Genomic DNA, 19035 nt, shown 5'->3' with positions numbered 1-19035 from the left:
GAGGCGCAGGTTCCGGGGAGGGAGCCGGCGCGGGACGGGGAGCGGCTTGCTGCACCACCGCAGGCGGCGAATCCGCCACCGGCGCCTGGGCTTCCACGGGTGCCACCGGATTCGGGCGCTCCGCCGGCTGCTGCGGGCCGGAACCGATCGGCACCGACGACAGTCCACCGGTCATCAGATCCACCACGGTCACTTCGGTCATCGCCAGGTTGGAGGGCTGCACGACGTACAACCTGTCCTGCTGGAAACCCGGCCACGGATCACCCTGCACGTCCGCGTTCTCGTTCACCACCGGGGACAGCAGTGGGCTTCCGCGCACACATCGGACGCGGGGAACGCCGTGGTCGTCGATCAGCACGATGGTTCCCGCCTCGAGGACGGACTGGAACGCGCTCGCATGCCCGTCGTCGAAGCCGTGATTGGTGACACGGGTGTCCGCACGGAGCAGCACTGGAGTCAGGGTCCGGACGTAGTTCCGCACGTCGTCGACCTGGAACACACTCGACCAGGCCTGCAGCCTCGCCGGATCCTGCTCGAGGTCGTCGACGAGACGCTGCCGATCGCAGAGCACCCTGTCGGGACTTCCGCCGTAAAGGCCGGCACGGTCGCCGATCACCCGGATCCCGGCAGGGCGGGGCTCGCTCGGCAGGTCGGTGCCCGGCGGACCGAACGGAACCGTCGTCGGCGTCTGCGGCGGAAGCAGCACTTCCGTCCACGGAAGCTGCCCGTTGTCGGTGGCCCGGTCCAGGTCGACCGGATCGGGGTTGGACCCGGAACCCGAGGAACACGCCACGAGCACCGTGACGGTCAGGGCCCCGGCGACCGCCAGCCAGCTACGCGGTGCGCGCCCGGGGCGCGTACCGGCTCGAACGACTGCTCTGCGTCGGGCACGCCGTGCGGCCTGCCCGGCGACGTCGGTGGCCACCACGCCATGGTAAGCACAGACGCTGATCAGCCGGGCCGAATTGCGGTGTGGTTGCCGGGCCCCGGCAGTCGGTCAGCTCGTGATCATGTCCTCCTGCGACCAGAAGGCGCGCATGGACGTGATCTTGCCGTCGTCGTCGAACGTCATCACGTCGATCGGCGCGATCTCGAGCTTCTGCTCACCAAGGTCGGTGACGAGGGAGAAGTGGAACGCGGCCGAGTTGCCGGCGATCTTCAGCGTCAGGAGCTCGCCGGTCTGCTTCAGCGGTTCGATCACCCCGTAGAACTCCCGCAGCGATTCCACCGTGGTCCGGGGCTCGGTACCCACCGGATCCTCCACGGTGGCGCCCTCGGCGTACAGCGAGACGACGTCGTCGGCGGTCCCGGTCGCCACCGCCTCGATGTACCTCTCGACGGTCTTGCGGATGTCTTCTGCGGACGGTGCCATGATGCGAACTCCTCAGTCGGATAGAACGTGTTCTAGTGGTGAGAGTAACGCAGCACCGGCGCGGTGGGGAGACCCTTCTCCCAGGCAGCGGGACATGTCCGCACAGGGGTCCGCCCCTGCCGACGTCGCGGAGTCGGCAGGGGCGGACGGGAACGATTCGTCAGGTTCGCGGGGCGGAGGCCTCCTCCAACTTCTCCAACCGTGGAGCGCTCGCCCCCATGGCCGGAGCAGTGGTTACGGAGGACACTTCTTCCAGTGACTTCCCCTTCGTCTCCGGAGACATGAAGAAGCAGATCACGAATGCGACCGCCGTCAGCACTGCACCGAAGAGCATCGTGGTGCCGGTTCCCAGGGCCGAGATACTCAGCGGCAGCAGGTACGTGCCCGTCGCGGGACCGAACCGGCTCACCGCGGTGGCGATTCCCACCGCAGTCGCCCTGAACTCGGTGGGGAAGAGTTCGTTGGGGTAGATCCACACCAGGATGCTCGGACCGCCGGAGATGAACGCGTACGCGCAGAAGGCGGCGACGATGAACCAGAGGGGCCCGTCCGCCCACAACCACAGTCCTGCCAGCGGAATCACCATCAGTGCCAGCGGGACCACGGCGATCGGACGCCGGCCCCACTTCTCGACCAGGAACAGCGCGGGAATGGATCCGGCGACGATGAGCCCGATGATGACGGTTTCGACGATGAGCCCCGCGGAACCGTCGCCGGAGATCGAGAAGCCCGACAGGATCGTGGGCAGAAAGGTCAGCAGTGCGTAGAGCGGGGTGACGACCGCCAGATACAAAGCGCTGCACATGATCAGCCGGGCAAGGTACTGGCCCCGGAAGTAGATCCGGATGTCGGCCTTCGGCTTTGTCCGCCGTGTCCTCGACCGTGACCTTGCTCAGGTCGAGTTTCTCCTCGTAAATCTTCTCGACCACGGCCTCGGCGTCGGCCACGCGGCCGTTCTTCAGGAGCCAGCGCGGCGACTCCGGGATTCCGCGGCGCACCAGGATCACGATCAGACCCAGAACCGCACTGGACGCCTTTGCCGCCGGCGATGCCGACGACTGGCCGCGCAGATTCTGCTGGGCGAGCAACTGTCCCCGCCGCAGTGGACGGGAATGGCCGTCGTCCTGATCGCGTCCGCAGCGCTGCCGTGGATGCGGGAGAAGCGTCCCCGTCACCTCGAACGGCCGCCGGCCCTGCACGGGTCCGAGAGCCGATAGCGTCTATCGGTCCGGAGCGAGACCCACCGCCCTCTGCATCGCCTCGAAAGCATTGTCGGCGTCCGTGTTGGGTCCGACGATCAGGATGTCGAGCCGACGGCCGTCGGTGCCGAAGACGTACATGATGTCGGGCGGCTGGTCCGGATCCGGGCCGGACACCTCGATTCCGTCCTGCCGGTCGATGCCGCGTTGCGAGATGCTCAACGAGTTCCAGTCGAAGGCGACGCGTTCGGTCGTTCCCACTCGATCCGTCAGTGCGCTGATCAGGTCGTGCAATTCGGTGGTCAGGTTGGTGGTCCGGGGCCACCACGCCCCGTCGACACCCTCCGAGACCTCGCCACGAGCGCGCAGGAGCAGTCTCGGGGTCCGGGTGGGTGCGTCGAAAGGCTGCCCACCGTCGGCCGTCGGCCGAGAGAGTCCCAGCCCACGACCGGAATGCGTGATGTTTTCGTCGTGCGTCATCGTTCACGTCCCTTCGCGCTCGAGGTGCGGTCGAAGCCATCCCTGATGCCCCTGATGCCCGACATCAGCAGCTCGTCGGCGGTCAGGGCACTGTTGGGGTTGGCCGCCCTGTGCATCGTCGAATCGGCATAGCGGGCATCGGCCTCGGGGGGCACCACCAGAAGCGTCAGCCTCGTCCGCTTCACACCGCTCACGTACAGGGTGTTGATCGGCTGGTACTCGTAGCCGTCGAGATGCACCGATCGACCCGCAACCATCATGCGGCGCGGAGCAGGAAGCCAGGCCTTGATGTCGTACACGACCCGAACGACGACACCCACTCGAATTGCCACCAGCGCAACCAGATCCGGAATCTCCACGGTGAGGTCGCGCGATCGGGGCCACCAGGCGCCGTCCACAGTGCCCGCACCGGGCGCTTCGGGCTTCAACCGCAGGCGCGGCGACTGCGCCGGGCCGCCACGAGTATGGGCACCGTGAAGACGACCCGGAAAGTTGCGATCCTGTTGTAGCGTCATGACGACGCTCCCGCCTCGGCCGCGAGGCAGCCGATATCTCTGTCGGCGGCGACGCGATCTTGGGCGTTCGCATGCGAAGTGCCGCCGATACCCTCACCCTACGCGCAGGGGATACGGCGATCGGCTACACCGACCACTCGATCGACGGCGGACACACCGCAGCGCACAGCGGATTTCCGCGGGCGTCGGTGAGCCCGAGCCGCGCCGTGATGCGACCGGCAGCCGACGCGGCCTCCGCAGTCGCCGGATCCACCGCGTCCCACATCAACTTCGCCCGGCGGAACATGTCGAATCCGCCGTCGGCATCGACCGCCCCCCACGACAGGTAGACGAACCGCGCGCCCGGACGGCCCTGCACGTACGGTCCGGTGATGTCGAGACCCGTCGGCGTCGGGGTCGCCGTGCAGTCGAGAACCCAGCGCGCGGTGGTCGCGTCTCCCGGATGCAGACCGAGCAGGCCGGCGTGGGCACCGCGGCGTTGCACCGCCACGTGGATGTTGTCGTAGCCGGGGAAATTGGCCCCCGGCGGGCACGACGATCCGGGAAGGTCGGTTGCCTCGATCACGAGTTGCACCCATGTATCAAACCACCCGTGAGTACTTGTCAACCGCCCGTGGTTAACAAGTACTCACGGGCGCGTCAGCGCACTATGTTGACCATCTTGCCGGGGACGACGATCACCTTGCGGGGATCCTGGCCGTCGAGGAGCGCCACGATCTTGTCGTCGGCCAGCGCGATCTTCTCGATCTCCTCGCGCGGGGCGTCGGCGGCGACGGTCACGCGGCTGCGGACCTTGCCGTTGACCTGGATCGGGTACTCGACGGTGTCTTCCACCAGCCACTTCTCCTCGGCCACCGGGAACGGTCCGTGGGCCAGGGACTTCTCGTGCCCGAGCCGCGACCACAGTTCCTCCGCGAGGTGCGGGGCCAGCGGTGCCAGCATCAGCACCAGCGGCTCCACCACCGAGCGGGGGGCACCGCCGGGGTACGCCTTGGTGAGGTGGTTGGTGTACTCGATCAGCTTGGCCGCCGCCGTGTTGTCCCGCAGGGCCGTGTAGTCCTCGCCGACACCGGCGATCGCCTTGTTCAGCGCGCGCAGCGTGTCCTCCGTCGGGGCGTCGTCGGTGACGCGCAGTGCACCGGACTCCTCGTCGACCACCACACGCCAGGCGCGCTGCAGGAAGCGCTGCGCACCGACGACGTCCTTGGTCGCCCACGGACGGGACGTGTCCAGCGGGCCCATCGACATCTCGTACACGCGGAGCGTGTCGGCGCCGTACTCCTCGCAGATCTCGTCCGGCGACACGGAATTCTTGAGGCTCTTGCCCATCTTCCCGTACTCGCGGTTGACCTCGACGCCCTGGTGGAAGAACTTGCCGTCCTTCTCCTCCACCTCGTCGGCGGGCACGTACACGCCACGCGCGTCGGTGTACGCGTACGCCTGGATGTAGCCCTGGTTGTACAGCCGGCGGTACGGCTCACTCGAGCTGACATAGCCGAGGTCGAACAGCACCTTGTGCCAGAACCGCGAGTACAGCAGGTGCAGCACCGCGTGCTCGACACCACCGACGTACAGGTCGACGCCGCCGGGATCGTTCGGTCCGTGGATCTCCGGCCGCGGACCCGTCCAGTACCGTTCGTTCTCCTTGTCGCAGAACACGTCCGGGTTCGTGGGGTCGATGTACCGCAGCTGATACCACGAGCTGCCCGCCCACTGCGGCATCACGTTGGTGTCGCGGCGGTACGTCTGCAGTCCGTCACCGAGGTCGAGTTCGACGTCGACCCAGTCGACGGCCTTCGCCAGCGGGGGAGAGGGCTCCGAGGACGCGTCGTCGGGATCGAACGACACGGGTGCGTAGTCCTCGACCTCCGGGAGCTCCACCGGCAGAGACGATTCCGGCAGGGCGTGCGCGTTGCCCTCGGCGTCGTACACGATCGGGAACGGCTCGCCCCAGTACCGCTGACGCGCGAACAGCCAGTCGCGCAGCTTGTACTGGATGGTGCCCTTGCCGGTGCCGTCCGCTTCCAGGCGGTCGGTGATCGCCTTCTTGGCGTCGGCGACGCTCATCCCGTTCAGGAAATCGGAGTTCACGATGGTGCCGTCGCCGGTGTACGCGTCCTTGGTGAGGTCGCCGCCGGAGATCACCTCGACGATGTCGAGGCCGAACTCGGTCGCGAACTCGTAGTCGCGGTGGTCGTGACCCGGGACGGCCATGATGGCGCCCGTGCCGTAGCCGGTGAGGACGTAGTCGGCGATGAACACCGGCAGGTTGTGCCCGTTCACCGGGTTCACGGCGTAGGTGCCGAGGAAGACACCCGTCTTCTCCTTGTACTCCTGACGCTCGAGATCCGACTTCGACGCGATCGACTTCCGGTACGCTGCAACCGCTTCAGCGGGAGTCGCGGCACCACCGGTCCAGCGCGAATCGACACCCTCGGGCCACTCGGCCGCAACGATGTCGTCCACCAGTTCGTGCTCCGGCGCCAGCGTCACGTACGTCGCGCCGAACAGCGTGTCCGGACGCGTCGTGAACACCTCGACGTCGTGGACCGTGGATTCACCCTCGCTCCGCTCGACCGCCACGGCGAACTTCACCTGCGCACCGTGCGAGCGCCCGATCCAGTTGCGCTGCATGGTCTTGACCTTCTCGGGCCAGTCCAGGTACTCCAGGTCGTCCACCAGACGGTCCGAGTACGCGGTGATGCGCATCATCCACTGCTGCAGGTGCTTACGGAACACGGGAAAGTTGCCGCGGTCGCTGCGACCGTCCGCGGTGACCTCTTCGTTCGCCAGCACCGTGCCCAGACCGGGACACCAGTTGACCATCGAATCGGAGTGGTAGACGAGGCGGTAGGAGTCGAGGACCGCCTCCTTCTCGGACACGGACAGCGACGCCCAGTCCCGTCCGTCCTCCAGCGACCGCGCACCCGACACGAACTCGGCCTCGAGCTCCGAGATGCGCCGGGCCTTGCCCGCCTCCTTGTCGAACCACGCGTCGTGGATCTGCAGGAAGATCCACTGCGTCCAGTGGTAGAAGTCGGTGTCGGTGGTCGCGAACGTGCGGCGTTCGTCGTGGCCGAGCCCGAGGCGGCGCAGCTGCCGCTTCATGTTGCCGATGTTGGCCTCGGTGGTGGTCCGCGGGTGCGTGCCCGTCTGCACCGCGTACTGCTCGGCAGGCAGACCGAACGCGTCGTAGCCGAGGGTGTGCAGCACGTTGTGGCCCTGCATGCGGTGATAGCGGGCGAACACGTCGGTGGCGATGTAGCCGAGCGGGTGGCCCACGTGCAGACCCGTCCCCGACGGGTACGGGAACATGTCCTGCACGAACAACTTGTCCGCGGGAACGTCGCCGGCGAGGGGACCGACCGGGTTGGGCGCGTTGAACGTGCCCTCCTCGCTCCACCGGTCCTGCCAGCGCTGCTCGATCTGGCCGGCGAGTTCCGCGGTGTAGCGGTGCTGCGGGGTCGCGTCGGACGGGTTGGCGGGCTGCACGTGCTCGGTCACTGTGGTCGCTATCTACTTGGCTGACATTCTGAATTAGGGGGATACCGTCAACCAGGGTAGAGCCTCACCCCACCCGGGCTCACCTGCGCGTCCGGGTCCGCCGTATCCTGGTCACGTGTTGATTGCCTCCGTCGTGCTGTTCGTGCTCGCCGTCGCTGTCTCCGGTGTCGCCGTTGCAGGCCTCGCCGAGCGCCTCCCGCGCAACCGGTGGGCGGGTGTCCGCACCCCCGAGACGATGCGCGACGATCAGACGTTCGCGCTGGCCAACAAGGTCGCAGGGCCCACCCTGCTTGCCGCTGCCGGGCTCCTCGTCATCGGCGGAATCGCCGGAATCCTGATCGGCGGAGTCTTCGGAATCGGCGCCGTCCTCGTCAGCGTCGTGGCTGCCGCTCTCACCGCGGCGACGGGCGGATCGCTCGGTGCCCGTGCCGCCGCGGCGGTGCCCGCTGCCGACACCGGCGGGTGCGGCAGTTCCTGCGGCGCGTGCTCGCTGAAGGGCGCCTGCCAGCCGTCCTGACCGGCTGGCGACGGCCCGTCCGGTGAAGTCCTCGCGCGTCGTCGACCCCGCAGGCGCAGTGTTCGGTCTCCTGCTGCCGGTGGTCGCCGCCCTGTGCGGGGTGATCCTCACGAAGGTCTGGGAACCGCGGCTCCCGGCGGAGATCGCCACCCACTGGACCACCACCTCGCCCGACGGCTTCGCCACCCCGATGTCCAGCGCCTGGACGTTTGCCCTGGTGACGGTGCTGTTCGGTGGCGGATGCGCCGCGATCGCCGCCCTGGCCCAGGCGATGCTGATGATGCGTCGCACGATGCTCGTCGTCGGATTGTCCGTGGTCGGTCTGATCCTGACGGTGCAGGTGGTGCTGCTCTACGTCCAACTCGACGTCACAGACGTCTCGAATACCGAACTTCCGTTGTGGTCGCTCGGCCTCGGCGTCGTGATCGGCGCGGTCGTCGGCCTGCTCGGCGCCGCCCTGCTGCGCGACTACCGGTCCCGGGTGTCCGCCACGAGTCCACCCGACCCCCGGTTGCCGCGCGCCGACGACCCGGCGACGGTCGCGGACACGGTCGGTTTCGGCACCGTTGGCTCGCTGGTGTTGCTCCTGCTGCTCGGTGTCGCGCCCGCCGTCGCCGTCTGCCTGCTCGTCGACGGGTGGTGGCCCCTCGCGGTGTTCGTGCCGGTCGGGCTGCTGATCGTGAGCTTGCTTCGCTTCCGGGTGATCGTCGATCCGTCCGGTATCCGGGTGGTGAACATGGGCATGACCGCCCTGCAGTACGGCGTCGACGAGATCGAGGGCGCCCGCGTCGACGTGATCAAGCCGTTCGACGACTTCGGCGGCTGGGGACTCAAGGTGAAGGGCCGACGGAACTACGGCGTCGTGACGAGGACCGGTCCCGCCGTGATCGTCACGACCGCCTGCGGCGACCGGCTGACCGTCACCAGCGGACGGGCCGAGGACATGGCCGGGGCGCTCAACACGTTCGCCGACAGGCGGCTCCGCCGCCCGTGAGTGGCCCGGGAGTGCAGGGACTCGTCAACCACTCACGGGCGGGAGGCCTGGTGCACCGCGTCGAGCACGCGGTCGAGGTAGCCGAGGGCGGCCCGGACCGCGGCGTCCTCGTCGCGGGCGGCGATCGCGTCGACGACGGCACGGTGGTCGTCGGTGGTCAGCGACGGGGGGTGGACGCCCTCGGTGAAGTCGTACGTGGCGCGGGTGGGTTCGAGGATGCCGGCGAACAGGTCGGACAGCACCGGATTGTGCGCGGCCTCCACGACCCCGAGGTGGAACGCGAGGTCGGCGTCCGCGAACCGGGACGGCTGATCCGTCGTTCGCTGCCGCTCGTCGAGTAGCGCAGACAGGGACCGCAGATCGTCGTCCGTGCGGCGACCGCATGCCAGGCGGACGGCCTCGGTCTCGAGCGCTCGCCGGACTTCGAAGACGTTCAGCATCTCGGCGACCGCGACCTGCCGCCCGAGCAGCCCGCCGATGTCGGTGCGGGCCCGCACGAACGTCCCGGACCCGCGCCGGATCTCGAGGATGCCCGTCGACGTGAGGGTCTTGATGGCCTCGCGCACGGTGTTGCGCCCGACCCCGAGCAGCGTCATCAGCTCGGGTTCCGTCGGGATCCGCTCGCCCACCGTCCAGTCGCCCTGGGCGATCCGGCCACGCATCCAGTCCAGGGACTGCTGATACGCGGACTCGCGCCGAACCACTGCCATGTACTCATCCTCACACCTCGCCGGCTCGCGACTGACGACCGGCCCGCCTAAACTACGTAGGACGTCCCATGTATTCGGACAGCCTGAGGAGGCGACCCCACACGTCCACGTCAACCGCTCACGCCGACACCGTCCCGACCGTCACGGCCCGCACCACCAGCCGCCACTTCCACGGCCTGAACTACCTCCTCGTCGTGCTGCTCCTCGGCGCCAACATCCCCACGGCGCTGTACTCGCTCTACCGCCACGAGTTCGGATTCACCCCGCTGGTCCAGACGCTGATCTTCGCCGTCTACGTCGCCGGACTGCTTCCCTCGCTGCTGTTCTTCGGCCCGCTGTCCGACGCACTGGGACGCCGCTTCGTGCTACTGGCCGCCATCTCCTTCAGCGCGCTGGGCGCCGTGGTCCTCGCGTTCGCCGACTCGACCCTCTGGCTGTTCTTCGGCCGAATCGCCCAGGGCATCGCCGTCGGCGCGTGCTCGGCCGCCGGGTCCGCCGCCCTCATCGAGCACGAACCGGCCCGGAACCTGCGCCGGGCGGGTCTCGCCGCCACCCTCACCACCGCGCTCGGTGCGTCGCTGGGCCCGCTGTTCGGCGGGGCCGTCGCGCAGTACCTGCCGCACGCCCTGGTCCTGCCGTACGTGCTGTTCGCGCTGGCACTCCTGCCCGCGCTGATCATGGTGCTGCTGCTCCCCGCACCCACCGGCGGGCAGTCACGACCCACCCAGGTGTTCCAGGTCCCGCACGTCCCCGCACCCATCCGTCAGGTGTTCTGGCTGTCCTCCCTCGGCGTCGCGCTGGCGTGGGGCGCCGTCGGCCTGTTCCAGTCGGTGGTCCCGACGTGGATCATCGGCCTGCTCGGCGTGAGCAACCTCGTGGTCGCCGGCGGTGCCGCCGCACTGGTCATGATCTGCTCGGTGACAGCGCAACTCGTGGCCAATCGGCTCGGAACCGTACTCTGCCGAACCCTGGGCATCGGCGCCGTCGGCGCAGGCATGATCGGGTTGCTCGTCGTCGACTTCGTGCCGTCCCTCGCCCTGCTGTGCGTCGTGACCGTCATCGTCGGTGTGGGACACGGTCTCTCGTTCGCCGGAGCGATGCGGGCCGTGGGTGCCGCCGCCGCGGAGCACGCCCCCGACGCCCAGGGCGGGACGCTCGCCGCGTTCTTCACCGTCGGCTACGTCGGTCTCGCCGTGCCGTCCATCTGCGCGGGCATCGCCATCACCGTCCAGGGCATGCACGTGGCCATCATCGAACTCGCGATCATCGGCGCCGCCCTGTGCGGCGTCCTCGCGGTGCTGAGCGTCCGCACGAAGGGTCGTGACGACGCCGCTCTACCCTCGACGCAGTGAAATTTCTCAGCCGGTTCCACCTCGACGGGTTCGTCCTCGGCATCGTCGCCGTGGCGATCCTGGGGAGCGTGTTCCCGGTGTCGGGGACCGGTCAGACGGTGCTCGACTGGGCCACCCGGATCGCGATCGGCATCCTGTTCCTGCTGTACGGCGCGCGGCTGTCGCCGCAGGAGGCGCTGAAGGGGCTGAAACACTGGCGGCTGCATTCGGTCGTGTTCGCCGCGACGTTCGTGCTCTTCCCGCTGATCGGGCTCGCGCTGCGCATCCTCGTGCCGGGGGTGCTCAGCGAGGACCTGTACACCGGCATCCTGTACCTGTGCCTGGTTCCGTCGACGGTCCAGTCGTCGATCGCGTTCACGTCCATCGCCAAGGGCAACGTGGCCGGGGCGATCGTGAGCGCGTCGTTCTCCAATCTCATCGGTGTGTTCGTGACACCGGCGCTGGTGATCCTGCTGATGAACACCACCGGCGACGCCCACGTCGATTTCTCGTCGATCCTCGACATCGTGCTGCAGCTTCTCCTGCCGTTCTTCGTCGGCCAGCTGATCCGGCCGCTCGTCATCGACTGGTTGCAGAAGCACTCCGAGCCCACCCGGATCGTGGATCGCGGCTCGATCTTCCTCGTGGTCTTCTCGGCGTTCAGCGCGAGCATGAACGAGGGAATCTGGCACACCGTGACGGTCTGGCAGGTGATCGGTGTCGTGCTGGTGTGCTGCGTCGTCCTCGCGGTCGTGCTCGCCGTCACGGCCCTGGCCGGCCTGAAGCTGGGATTCTCCGTTCCCGACCGGATCGTCATCGTCTTCTGCGGATCGAAGAAGAGTCTCGCGACGGGTCTGCCGATGGCCTCGGTCCTGTTCGTGGGACAGCCGGTGGGGCTGATCGTGCTGCCGCTGATGATCTTCCACCAGATCCAGCTGATCGTCTGCGCCGCGCTCGCGCAGCAGTATTCGAAGCGCAGCCGCGAGGAGTCGGCCAGTACTGTGGCATGAGGACGTGAAATGCCGATGCCCGAGCCACTTCGTCACTGCGAATTCCGCTTCTACGAGGAGCTGAACGACTTTCTGCCGCCGGTGCGGCGCAAGCACACTTTCGAGCACGAGTTCGACGGCACCCCGTCGGTGAAGGACCGGATCGAGGCGCTGGGCGTCCCGCACACCGAGGTGGATCTGATCCTCGTCGACGAGGTGTCCGTCGATTTCGCCCACCTGCTGCGCGGCGGCGAACGCGTCGCGGTGTACCCGATGTTCGAGCGACTCGATCTGACCGGAGTCACGAAACTGCGTCCCCGACCGCTGCGGGACCCGACGTTCGTGCTCGACGTGCATCTCGGCCGACTCGCCCGCTACCTCCGCCTGCTGGGCTTCGACACCCGTTACCGCAACGACTTCGCCGACCCGGAACTGGTGGACATCTCCCTGTCCGAGCATCGCATCGTCCTGACCCGGGACACCGGCCTACTCAAGAGGTCGGCGCTCACCCACGGCGCGTTCCTGCACGAAACGGACCCACGCCGGCAGTTGCGGGAAGTGCTGGACCGCTTCGACCTTCGGTCGCGGATCTCGCCGTTCACCCGGTGCGCGCGCTGCAACGGGCTTCTCGCGCCGGTTCCCCGTGCCGAGGCGCTGGCCGAGGCACCACCGGGCGTCGCGGGCAACGAACACGAGTTCAGCCGGTGCCAGGACTGTGCGCAGCTGTACTGGCCGGGCAGCCATCTTCCGAAGCTGCGCCGACGCCTGTCGGAGGTCGGGGTGACGCTCGAGGTGGGTTCTCAGGATGCGTGACGCAGCTGCTCGGCGAACTCCGCCGAGCACACGCAGTCGCCGAATTCGTCGCAGTCGATGATCAGTGCGTGCCGGGCCTCGGACAACTCGGCGCACGACTCGTCCGTGCACTCTGCTCCGTAGAGCGTGTGCACGATCAATGTTCCGTGACAGGTGTCGATCACGTGTGCTGTCCTCCTCACTTCGTTCCCCACCTCTGTTGATACCACCCGTCCCCGACAGTCCAGGGACGTGCGCGGGGTGTGTCTAGTTGCGCTCGACGTCGATCGGGTGGGTGGCGAGCAGGGCGAGGGGGAGCGGCTGCCGGCGCAGCACCTGCGCCCACACGTCGACCCGGGCGGGAGCGACCACGTCCGACGCGAGGGCCGAGATGACGATCCAGTCGTCGCGCTGGAGTTCCGAGTCGAGCTGACCGTACGTCCATCCCGAGTAACCGGCGAAGATCCGGACACCCTCCACCAGCGGGGCGATGACCTCGGGGTCGGAGTCGAGATCCACCATCACCACGCGGCCGTGGACCCGGCGCAGACCCGCGACACCGTCGGGCTGCGCGCCGGTGCGCAGTGTCGCCAGGCACAGTGCGGCGTCCCGTTTGACGGGACCGCCGACGTACAACGCGGACGGGCGCGCGGCGAGCGGCGCCCACTGTGGCAGCACGTCGTGCACCGCGGTTTCGCTGGGACGGTTGATGACCACGCCGAGGCTGCCGGCGTCGTTGTGCTCGATCACGTAGATCACGGTGCGACGGAATGCGGGTTCGACGAGATCTGTGGACGAGACCAACAGGCTGCCGGGCCGGACCACCGGTTCCGTCGACGCCGTTCGATCTTCGGGTTCTTCTGCGTGCGCCACCTGAACATCATCCCACCGCGGCGGACGCGATGTGACGGAGGACGCGACCTGCGTCCGGTTCGCCGCTTTACGCCGCCGGCAGCCCCGCCGTCTCGGCCAGGACCGCGAGGTGGTGCTCGAACAGTGCCCCCGGTGTGGTGAACGTGTCGGCGCCGTACTGCTCGAACACCTCGAAGTTCACCGCCCCGAACAGCGCCGACCAGACCAGCACGCCGCGGGCGAGCAGATGGTCGGGGGTGGTGAGTCCGAGTTCGGCGCGGATGCGGTCGAGGTCTGCCGCGAGCTCGTCGTCGATGGGCGCCGCCGCGGCCGCCTCGAGCTTGCCCGCCCGGAACGCGTTGTCGAAGATCCCGACGAGTGCGTAGATCACCCGCGTCCCCGGAGTCGTGGTCTGCTCGCCGGGCGCGTGGTAGCCGGGAACCGGGCTGCCGAACAGCAATCCGTAGCGGGCGGGCTCGCGCAGCGCCCACTCGCGCACCGCACGGCCGAGCGCCAGGAACTGTTCCCGCGGTTCGGCTGCGGAGGCCACGGCCGCCTCCGCGGCGTCGCCGAGTTCGTTGTATCCGTCGACGACGAGCAGCGTCAGCAGTTCGTCGCGGCTCTTGACGTACCGGTAGACGGCGGACGACACGACGCCGAGGTCCCGTGCGACGGCCCGCAGCGACAGGGCAGCGGCGCCGACCGCGGCCAGCTGTTCGCGTCCGATCCTCGTGATGTCCTGCAGCGTCTGCTCGCGGGCGCGTTGTCGTGGTGTTCCTGGCATGGGGTTCAGCGTGGCAATTTCCGAGAGCGGTGTCAACAAACAAGAGCACTGCTCTTGACAATGCGGTCGAACGGGAGCATTCTCGAATCAGACAGAGAGCAGTGCTCTCGAATCGCCGAAATCGACTCAGCAGGAGCGGACATGTCGAACATCGAGATCGTCACCGGAGCGGGACCCGTCGGCTGGACCGTCGCCCTGCAGCTCGCCGAACAGGGACGACAGGTGCGGGTCCTCACCCGCTCGGGCAGCGGCCCGGACCATCCCCTGATCGAGCGGCGGAAGGTCGACGTCTCCGACGCCCACGCGCTGCGTGAGGCATTCGACGGAGCAGTCGCCGTCTACCACTGCATCCACGCCGCCTACAGCGCCGACGCGTGGGAGCGCGAACTCCCCGCCGCCGAGCAGACCGTGCTCGAGGCCGCCGGCCACGTGGGCGCCGTCGTCGTGTTCCCCGAGAGCCTCTACTCGTACGACACGTCGCAGCAGCCGATGACCGAGCACACCCCGCGGTCGGCCGACTCCGGTAAGCGCGGCGTCCGGACCCGGCTGCTGAAGGCCCGCGCCGAGTCCTCGACCCCCACCGTGAGCGTCGTCGCGTCCGACTTCTTCGGACCGCAGGTGCTGAACGCGCACGCCGGCGAGCGCATGGTGCCCGTCGTCCTCGCGGGCAAGACGATGCGCGTCCTCGGTTCCGCCGACCTGCCCCACTCGTTCACGTACGTTCCCGACTTCGCGGCCGCGATGATCGTCGCCGCCCACGACCGTGCGCTGTGGAACTCGGTGCTGCACGCACCGACCGTCCCGGCCGTCACCCAGCGGCAGATGGTCGAGGCCTACGCGAAGGCCGGCGGGGTTCCCGTCCCGAAGGTGGGCACCCTGCCCGGCTGGGTGATCCGCGGCGGCGGGCTCGTGCACCAGGGCAGCCGCGAGCTGGCCGAGATGCTGTACCAGTTCGAGGAGCCGTTCGTGATGGACTCGTCCGAGAGCGAGGCCCGGCTCGGACTGACCCCGACGCCACTGGACCGGGCCGCCGAGGAGACCGTCCGGTGGTGGCAGGACAGGTCGGTCGCGGCCGCCGGATAGGCTCCTGTGAATGGCGAAACAGCTCGGCGACCGGCGCGAGGCGTGGCGCAGAACGGCGTACACCCTCCGGCGGTCGCCCGGGCTGGCCCGTCTCGCGACGGTGCGATTCGCCAGTCAGCTGGGCGACGGCATGTTCCAGACCGCGCTCGGCGGCGCGATTCTGTTCAACCCGGAGCGCGCAACGGATCCCGTCACGATCGCCGCCGGTTTCGCGGTACTGCTGCTCCCGTACTCGGTGATCGGACCGTACGCGGGCGCGCTCCTCGACCGCTGGGATCGCCGCGCCGTGCTGCTGTGGGCGAATGTTCTGCGCGGACTGCTGATTCTGGTGACGGCCGTATTGCTGGAGACCGGGACCGGTGAGTCCGCGCTCCTCCTCCTCGCCCTCGCCGCCATCGGTGTGAGCCGGTTCGTTCTCGCGGGAGTCTCGGCGGCGCTGCCGCGAGTGGTGCACCGGTCCTGGCTCGTGGCCACCAATTCGGTGCTCGCCACCACGGGCTCAGTCCTCGCCGCACTCGGAGCCGCGACATCGGTCGCCATCATCTCCCTCGTGGGCGCCGGCGACCGCGGCTCGGGAATCGCCGTCGCGGCAGCCGCCTGCGGTTCCGCGGTGGCCGCGTTCGCGGCGTCGCGCTTCCACCATCGGCTCCTCGGTCCGCACGCCGACGAGAAGCCCGCATATGGGGCGGTCCGCGCCGTCGCCGCCGGACTACGCACCGGAGCGGTCGCGGTGTGGCAGTCACCGGGCGTGACGACCGCAATGATCGGAATAGGCACGCACCGGATCGTTTTCGGTGTCAACACGCTGATCATGGTTCTGGTGCTCCGCGACACCGCCACCGTCAGCGCCCTGCCCGGCGGTCTGGCCGGGTTCGGTGTCGCGGTCGGCGCCACCGCCGCGGGCATGCTGCTGGCGGCGATCTCGACACCGTTCCTGATCCCGCGCGTCGGACGGTCCCGCACCATCGTCGGCGGCCTGATTCTCGCCCTCCTCGTGCAGTGCACGCTCGTCGCGATCCTCACGCAGGCGTCGCTGCTGTGCGGCGCGCTCCTCCTCGGATTCGCCGGGCAGTCCATCAAACTCACCGGGGACGCGGCGATGCAGATCGAGATCGAGGACGACCGCCGGGGACAGGTGTTCGCGCTGCAGGACACGGTGTTCAACGTGGCCTTCATCGCGTCGATCGCCGCGGCCTCCCTCGTGATCGCCCCCGACGGCCGATCACTCGGACTGGTACTCGCGGGTGGCGCGGCCTACGGCCTCGGACTGCTCGGCATCCTGCTCAACTCCCGGCGCGAACCTGCCTGAGAACCGGGCTATTTCGACCCCGGCATGGGCACGTTCTGCAATCGGACCTGACCGCGAGCCACCTCCTTCCCGGTGTCGGTCGCGGTGATCACCACCGACCACAACTGCTGCACCCGGCCCTGCTGGATGGGCACCGCGACCACGTCGACCCGCCCCTCGGTGCGGGCCCGCAGGAAGTCGGTGCCGTTGTGCACGCCCACCGCGAACTCACCACGGTCGGCGACCGCGGTACTCGCGCCGATGCTCGCGGCCGATTCGACCGCCGTCGTGTAGACGCCGCCGTGCACCACGCCCCAGGGTGTGTGGTGGTCGGTGGACAGGTCGATGTGGCCGACGACCTTCGTCCCGGACACCTCGTCGAGTTCCAGGCCGGCAGCGGCGACGAAGGCGCTCGCCGCCTCCCGCGTCAGATCGGTCATGGTGTGTTCCCCTCATCGGACACTCGGTTAGTTTGAAATCCCAACCCACCTTGCCCGGCGTCGGCCCTGACGTCAATGGTCCCGGCGGCGCCGATCATCGGATCGGGGCGCCACGTGTGTACCGCCGCGATCACCGGTGGCTCGGCCATCGTCATCTCGACATTCCACGTCCCGTTGCCGGACGGGTCGGTGAAGTAGCGGGCCTCGTCGTCGGCGTCGTAGTCGAGCACCGACCGATCGGCCACGCCGTCCCCGTCCGAATCCCACATCGCGTCGTCGAGAAGGCCGTCACCGTCGAAATCCAAGCGCACGGCGTCGACACCGCCGGACGACCCCAGGTCGAGATCGGCGGGTGACGTCCACGCCGTCGGGGCGTCGGCACCGGTTCCGAACGAATACTCGAGAGGATCCATATGAAGGTATGACGCAGCGGAATCGGATCCGGTTCCACCCGCACCCGAAGAAATTTCCCTCGCGACAGTGAGACCGCACTGTGACCGGACGGGCCGGGCTCGTGCGCTGAGGATGCCGCCGCCGGGTGTTATCTTCAACCCGAACGTGCAGGTCGGTCCGCCATTACTCCGACCACCGATCTGGAGGGGTCCTGTGGTCGAGAAGTCATGGTCTGTGGCCGGAGTGCCGCTGTGCGTCGCCGCCGTCGTGGCCGCGACGATCGGCTTCACCGCTGCCCCCGCCGCGGCCGAAACCACTCCGTGGCTGCCCGTGAACGCGTGCGGCGAGACCGGTTTCAACCCGGCGAAGGAACCGCCGAGTCCGGGCGGCGGCCCACTGCTTCCGCCCATTCCCCCGGCCGTGAGCATCCCGATCCCGTACCCCGACTTCGTGCCCGTGCCGGTCCCCGGACCGACCGCCGACCAGACGCGTGTCGCCCAGGACCTTCCCGCCGACCCGTGCGCGGACCCGTGCCCCGACCTCACCGATCCGGTCGACGAACCGGAGACCGATCCCGGGTCCTCCGGTTCCGCAGGCTCTTCCGGTTCCGCAGGCTCTTCCGGCTCCGCGGGGTCGTCGGGTTCGTCCGGCTCGAGTGCGCTGCCCATACCCAAGATCTCCATCGATCCGCGTCCCGAAACCATTCCCATCCCCGTTCCCGGCGGCCCCGGACCCGAACCGCAGCCGGCGCCGCCCGTCCAGATCAACCCGGCCGAACGGGGTTTCCTCACCGCACCCGTGGCGAAGCCGGAGGTCGGCGATGTCCGGCTGGTGTCGCAACTGACGGGCCGCGGTTCGGAAAACCGCACGGACAAGCGCTGGCAGGTCGACGGCACCGACCTCGGCATCACCTGGGAGACGAAGCCGGGCGAGGTCGCGGTCGCGTTCGGCGACACGTTCGGCAAGGACTGGGCTCCGCCCGGCGCGTTCGGCGAGGACTGGCGGAGCAACGTTCTCGGCCACAGCACCGACACCGACCTGTCGGACGGCATGACCATCGACAGCATGGTCCAGGACAGCCGGTGCCATGCCGCCGAGATCATCGACAGCAGGCACATCAACAACTTCGAGACCACCACCATCCCCACGTCGGGGTTCGCGATCGGTGACCGTCAGTACCTCAGCTACATGTCGGTGAAGCGCTGGAGCATGGTCCCCGGCATGTGGTACACGAACTACGGCGGCATCGCCTACTCCGACGACAACGGGCAAACCTGGACCAAGGACCAGCACGCCAAGTGGGACAACATCTTCGGCGCCCGATTCCAGGTATCCGCGATGGTGCCGCAGGGCGACTACGTGTACATGTTCGGCACCCCCAACGGGCGGATCGGCACCATCGGCCTGGCCCGGGTGCCGGTCGATCAGGTCCTCAACACCACGTCCTACCAGTACTGGTCGGACGGCACGTGGACCCCGGTGTCCCAGCACCTCGCGACCCCCATCGTCGGTGGGGTGGCCAGCGAACTGTCCGTCCGCTACGACGCGACCGCGGGCACCTGGCTGATGAGCTACCTCGAACCCGTCGGCGGCTCGATCATCCTGCGGCGGTCGTCGAGCCCGCAGGGTGCGTGGTCGGCCGGCGCGACGCTCGTCGACACGGCCGACTACCCGATGGCCTACGGCGGCTTCATGCATCCGTGGTCGACGGACAAGGATCTGTATTTCACGATCTCCGAGTGGGACAGCTACAACGTCTACCTGATGCACGCGTCCCTGCACCCGTGAGTAC

Annotated in this window: 19 protein-coding genes and 2 pseudogenes; 8 read left to right on the top strand and 13 right to left on the bottom strand. The window is 68.5% G+C overall.

Annotated elements, in window-relative coordinates; all coding sequences use genetic code 11:
• The 7 genes and pseudogenes from G9373_RS34585 to leuS form a co-directional block, all read right to left on the bottom strand.
• The coding region (locus G9373_RS34585; RefSeq protein ID WP_346842886.1) for a DUF6777 domain-containing protein at positions 1 to 925 on the bottom strand (925 nt) is incomplete at its 3' end.
• 72 nt (positions 926 to 997) lie between these two features.
• The gene (locus G9373_RS34580) at positions 998 to 1372 is read right to left on the bottom strand and encodes a nuclear transport factor 2 family protein (RefSeq protein WP_005572254.1); all 375 of its coding nucleotides are present in this window, start codon (positions 1370 to 1372) and stop codon (positions 998 to 1000) included.
• Positions 1373 to 1532: 160 nt separating this feature from the next.
• Positions 1533 to 2406: pseudogene (locus G9373_RS34575) on the bottom strand (MFS transporter); the annotation flags it as partial.
• A 186-nt stretch (positions 2407 to 2592) separates the two neighbouring features.
• Positions 2593 to 3051, bottom strand: a complete 459-nt coding sequence (locus tag G9373_RS34565; RefSeq protein WP_065492793.1) for a DUF5994 family protein — start codon at positions 3049 to 3051, stop codon at positions 2593 to 2595.
• On the bottom strand, positions 3048 to 3566 hold the full coding sequence (locus tag G9373_RS34560; protein ID WP_166680656.1) for a DUF5994 family protein: 519 nt from the start codon (positions 3564 to 3566) through the stop codon (positions 3048 to 3050). Before G9373_RS34560 ends, G9373_RS34565 begins: the two co-directional genes overlap by 4 nt.
• Before the next feature lie 124 nt (positions 3567 to 3690).
• The gene (locus G9373_RS34555) at positions 3691 to 4140 is read right to left on the bottom strand and encodes a DUF5990 family protein (RefSeq protein ID WP_065492797.1); all 450 of its coding nucleotides are present in this window, start codon (positions 4138 to 4140) and stop codon (positions 3691 to 3693) included.
• 65 nt (positions 4141 to 4205) lie between these two features.
• Positions 4206 to 7070, bottom strand: a complete 2865-nt coding sequence (gene leuS, locus G9373_RS34550; RefSeq protein ID WP_005572261.1) for a leucine--tRNA ligase — start codon at positions 7068 to 7070, stop codon at positions 4206 to 4208.
• A 115-nt stretch (positions 7071 to 7185) separates the two neighbouring features.
• On the opposite strand from leuS, the gene G9373_RS34545 reads away from it, so the two are divergent.
• Together G9373_RS34545 and G9373_RS34540 are read left to right on the top strand one after the other, a co-directional pair.
• Entirely contained in the window at positions 7186 to 7587 is a 402-nt protein-coding gene (locus G9373_RS34545; protein WP_005249154.1) for an SdpI family protein, read from the top strand.
• Positions 7588 to 7609: 22 nt separating this feature from the next.
• A complete protein-coding gene (locus G9373_RS34540) occupies positions 7610 to 8581 on the top strand; it encodes a DUF1648 domain-containing protein (protein WP_133985823.1) in 972 nt (323 codons plus the stop codon).
• 32 nt (positions 8582 to 8613) lie between these two features.
• Here G9373_RS34540 and G9373_RS34535 read toward each other — a convergent pair whose 3' ends face one another.
• Positions 8614 to 9291 carry a FadR/GntR family transcriptional regulator gene (locus tag G9373_RS34535; protein WP_005574062.1) on the bottom strand — a complete coding sequence of 226 codons (678 nt, stop codon included), beginning with the start codon at positions 9289 to 9291 and terminating at the stop codon, positions 8614 to 8616.
• Positions 9292 to 9359: 68 nt separating this feature from the next.
• On the opposite strand from G9373_RS34535, the gene G9373_RS34530 reads away from it, so the two are divergent.
• The 3 genes from G9373_RS34530 to G9373_RS34520 are packed head-to-tail and all read left to right on the top strand — an operon-like array spanning position 9360 to position 12424.
• Positions 9360 to 10643: an MFS transporter gene (locus tag G9373_RS34530; RefSeq protein WP_054247758.1), complete on the top strand. Its 1284-nt coding sequence runs from the start codon at positions 9360 to 9362 to the stop codon at positions 10641 to 10643.
• On the top strand, positions 10640 to 11632 hold the full coding sequence (locus G9373_RS34525) for a bile acid:sodium symporter family protein (protein ID WP_005574065.1): 993 nt from the start codon (positions 10640 to 10642) through the stop codon (positions 11630 to 11632). Before G9373_RS34530 ends, G9373_RS34525 begins: the two co-directional genes overlap by 4 nt.
• Before the next feature lie 9 nt (positions 11633 to 11641).
• Complete coding sequence (locus G9373_RS34520) at positions 11642 to 12424, top strand: Mut7-C RNAse domain-containing protein (protein ID WP_005574067.1); 783 nt, start codon at positions 11642 to 11644, stop codon at positions 12422 to 12424.
• On the opposite strand, the gene G9373_RS34515 is transcribed toward G9373_RS34520, so the two are convergent.
• From G9373_RS34515 to G9373_RS34505, 3 genes are all read right to left on the bottom strand, one after another.
• The gene (locus tag G9373_RS34515) at positions 12412 to 12588 is read right to left on the bottom strand and encodes a hypothetical protein (RefSeq protein WP_005574069.1); all 177 of its coding nucleotides are present in this window, start codon (positions 12586 to 12588) and stop codon (positions 12412 to 12414) included. The two genes, G9373_RS34520 and G9373_RS34515, sit on opposite strands and share 13 nt — an antisense overlap.
• Before the next feature lie 82 nt (positions 12589 to 12670).
• The gene (locus G9373_RS34510) at positions 12671 to 13276 is read right to left on the bottom strand and encodes a YqgE/AlgH family protein (protein ID WP_005249144.1); all 606 of its coding nucleotides are present in this window, start codon (positions 13274 to 13276) and stop codon (positions 12671 to 12673) included.
• 67 nt (positions 13277 to 13343) lie between these two features.
• Positions 13344 to 14039 (bottom strand): TetR/AcrR family transcriptional regulator, encoded by a 696-nt coding sequence (locus G9373_RS34505; protein ID WP_133985825.1) that lies wholly within the window; start codon positions 14037 to 14039, stop codon positions 13344 to 13346.
• Between the two features lie 141 nt (positions 14040 to 14180).
• Between G9373_RS34505 and G9373_RS34500 the strand changes: the two genes are divergently transcribed.
• Complete coding sequence (locus G9373_RS34500; protein WP_005263527.1) at positions 14181 to 15122, top strand: NAD-dependent epimerase/dehydratase family protein; 942 nt, start codon at positions 14181 to 14183, stop codon at positions 15120 to 15122.
• Positions 15123 to 15132: 10 nt separating this feature from the next.
• Positions 15133 to 16431: an MFS transporter gene (locus tag G9373_RS34495; protein WP_005574072.1), complete on the top strand. Its 1299-nt coding sequence runs from the start codon at positions 15133 to 15135 to the stop codon at positions 16429 to 16431.
• 8 nt (positions 16432 to 16439) lie between these two features.
• Here G9373_RS34495 and G9373_RS34490 read toward each other — a convergent pair whose 3' ends face one another.
• Together G9373_RS34490 and G9373_RS48355 are read right to left on the bottom strand one after the other, a co-directional pair.
• Positions 16440 to 16850 (bottom strand): PaaI family thioesterase, encoded by a 411-nt coding sequence (locus G9373_RS34490; RefSeq protein WP_005263525.1) that lies wholly within the window; start codon positions 16848 to 16850, stop codon positions 16440 to 16442.
• A gap of 164 nt (positions 16851 to 17014) precedes the next feature.
• A pseudogene (locus tag G9373_RS48355) lies at positions 17015 to 17263 on the bottom strand (hypothetical protein); the annotation flags it as partial.
• A gap of 214 nt (positions 17264 to 17477) precedes the next feature.
• Here G9373_RS48355 and G9373_RS34480 point away from each other — a divergent pair.
• Positions 17478 to 19031 (top strand): DUF4185 domain-containing protein, encoded by a 1554-nt coding sequence (locus G9373_RS34480; protein WP_120660052.1) that lies wholly within the window; start codon positions 17478 to 17480, stop codon positions 19029 to 19031.
• Positions 19032 to 19035: the final 4 nt, after the last annotated feature.

Source organism: Rhodococcus sp. A14, from assembly GCF_011603105.1.
GTDB classification, from domain to species: Bacteria; Actinomycetota; Actinomycetes; order Mycobacteriales; family Mycobacteriaceae; genus Rhodococcus_F; species Rhodococcus_F opacus.
The sequence above is the reverse complement of the archived record's forward strand: the minus strand, read 5'-3'. Positions and strand labels throughout refer to the sequence as shown.